At 57.1% G+C, this 2,331-nt stretch carries 4 protein-coding genes; all 4 read right to left on the bottom strand.

Annotated features, from left to right (window positions below):
• The coding region (locus CW742_RS10810) for a hypothetical protein (protein WP_292420277.1) at positions 1 to 231 on the bottom strand (231 nt) is incomplete at its 3' end.
• Positions 232 to 245: 14 nt separating this feature from the next.
• Positions 246 to 1,004: a 4Fe-4S binding protein gene (locus CW742_RS10805; protein ID WP_292420275.1), complete on the bottom strand. Its 759-nt coding sequence runs from the start codon at positions 1,002 to 1,004 to the stop codon at positions 246 to 248.
• Between the two features lie 20 nt (positions 1,005 to 1,024).
• Complete coding sequence (locus CW742_RS10800) at positions 1,025 to 1,831, bottom strand: EFR1 family ferrodoxin (protein WP_292420273.1); 807 nt, start codon at positions 1,829 to 1,831, stop codon at positions 1,025 to 1,027.
• On the bottom strand, positions 1,828 to 2,331 hold a 504-nt coding region (locus tag CW742_RS10795; protein WP_292420272.1), incomplete at its 5' end, for an EFR1 family ferrodoxin. The genes CW742_RS10800 and CW742_RS10795, both read right to left, overlap by 4 nt.

The raw sequence follows: 2,331 nt of genomic DNA, 5'->3' as shown, positions 1-2,331 counted from the left end.
TGCAAGGAACGTGTACGCCTGTTCCGGCGTGTAAAACACTTCCATGTCAAGGATGCCCACGCCGCCGGTAATTGACTTCAACTCCGCTACACCGAACGGCCTCCCGTTGACAAGGAAGCCGGTGATGAGAAGCCCGGCAAGGGAAAAGGTGATGGTGCGGAACGAAGAGAGGGCGATGATCCGATCGGAGAGATCGTCAAGGATCTTCTTCCCGCTGCCGATTCCGTTCATGTCCTGCTCCACCGTTACTTCCTGCTCCAGCCGTACCTAATCGCTCCCTTCGGGCAGGCATCAGCACAGCTTGCGCAGAGGATGCAGTCGGCGTTTTCCATTTCATCCTTCCGGACCATGCCGTTCACGTCAAGGCCCATGGGGCATTCCTTTGAGCACTTTTTGCAGTCAATGCAGAGGGAAGAGTCAGCAGAGAGCCCCAGCGCCGGCCAGTGGAACAGGTTCCGGATCTTCCGGCCTGCTACCATGATACCGGCAATCGGGCAGAAGACATGGCAGGTCCCGCGCTTTCCGGTGAGAAACGCGATGATGAAAATGAAGGCAAAGATCATGCCCACCATCATCAGGACCTGGACTGACGAGATCGAGATTCCGTTCACGGTGCCGTAGAAGGGGTCCACCGAACGGATCCCCCCCGCTTGGGAAAAGGTAAACGCGATCATGCCCAGCCAGAGGATGGTTACGCCGTACTTGATCCAGTTCCGCCAGCCTTCCTTCACGGTCCCCTTTATGACCGGCGAACAGATCTCCTGCCATGCTCCCATCGGGCAGAGCCACCCGCACCAGAGCCGGGCAACAACGAGCGAGAGGAGGAAGAGTGCAATGTACAGCAGCAGGCTGCCCGATGCAACACCTTCCCCGGCGCCCATCATGACAATGATGGGTGAGATGTAGAAGATCGTTACCGGGATCAGGATGAACGACAGGATCAGGATCCATTTCCGGATGTTCTGGCGCGACGATACGTTTTTGGTTTCTGGTTTTTCTGTCATGGTACTTTCCTCTGTCAGGGTTACTCTTCCGGCGCTTCCCCGCGCTGGGCTTTCATATCAGCGATCTTCAGCGCGGGGTGCCGGTACCGGCCCCGGTTCTTCGTCTTCTCTGTCCACTGGATCGCCTGCGCCGGGCAGAGGTTCAGGCAGGCCATGCAGAGCTCGCAATGGTGCAGCCACTGTGGCTTCTCCTCCACCATCACGATGTTTTTGACCGGGCAGACCCGCGAGCAGGTACCACAGTGCGTGCATTTTTCGTCAGTGATAAACTGCCGGTCCATCTCCCGGATCTGGCGGATGAACCCTTCGTACATCAGCCGTTTCAGCAGCGATGAGAACGGGGCGATTCGCGGGCGCACCGTGATACCCATCTGGATCGCATCAGCAATGTCCTGGATCTTCTTATCGGCTGCCGCAAGGGTCTTCTCCTTCTTTGCACCTTCCGCAGGGGAATAGAGCGGCACGAAGTTTCCGACCATCCGTACAACCCATGCTGCATCAAAGGGCCGGCCGTTCTTCTTCTCAGCAACCGCGTTTGCCTGGTGGAGGGCCGATGCCCCGATCCCTCCCATGGTGAGGACGCAGAAGGTGTAACCGGCGGTTCTGAGATCAAGTCTCGCAAGAAATTCCGCAACAATCGCTGGCAGGCCGAAGTCATAGACCGGGGCAACGATCCCGATCCGATCGGTTGCCGTGACAATGTCTCCGGCAGTATCTTTCAGCGATGCGATCGGCACGAGCTCGCAGTCACCGAGGACTGCGGCGATCTTCTTTGCAGCGGCAAGTGAGTTGCCGGTGCCGGAAAAATAATAGATGATGGTCTTCATGATGATCCACCGTTCTGGAGTTTTAAGTCGGTAACGGATATTTCCGGATTCCGGTACCTCCCCCGTGAGGGGGTTTTTGCCCCGGCCTGGATGGCCCGGGCCGGGCAGTTATGGATGCAGCTGCAGCAGAGTTCGCAGCGGTGCTTCCACACCGGCCGGTCATTCACCAGTTCGATATTTTTCGAGGGACAGACGGCAACGCAGGTCCCGCAGGCCGTGCATTGCTCTGAAACTGAGAATTTTTTGTCACCGTCACGGGCATGGGACCGGAAATAAGGATATGCAAGGAAATACAACATGCGGTTGATGAGAGATGACGGAAGACTCCGTTTCTCGCATCGGCTGACTGCTGCCGCAATCCCTGCGATCGTCTCATCCGCTTTTTTCAGGATCTCCCGTTGTTTCTCACCTGCCGGAGATTCATACATGAGAATATAATTCCCGGGCATGGACACACCGAATCCCGCGTCGAGACCCCGTCCCCCCCGTTCCTGGAGGAT

Origin of the sequence: Methanoregula sp., assembly GCF_002835825.1 — an archaeon.
GTDB lineage: Archaea > Halobacteriota > Methanomicrobia > Methanomicrobiales > Methanospirillaceae > Methanoregula.
Note: the sequence above shows the minus strand (reverse complement) of the source record. Positions and strands in the feature narration are given on the sequence as shown.

What these genes read in the sequence shown, in the direction of transcription:
- CW742_RS10800 (WP_292420273.1), bottom strand. Translation starts at nt 1,831, where the DNA reads ATGAAGACCATCATCTATTATTTTTCCGGCACCGGCAACTCACTTGCC.
- CW742_RS10805 (WP_292420275.1), bottom strand. Translation starts at nt 1,004, where the DNA reads ATGACAGAAAAACCAGAAACCAAAAACGTATCGTCGCGCCAGAACATC.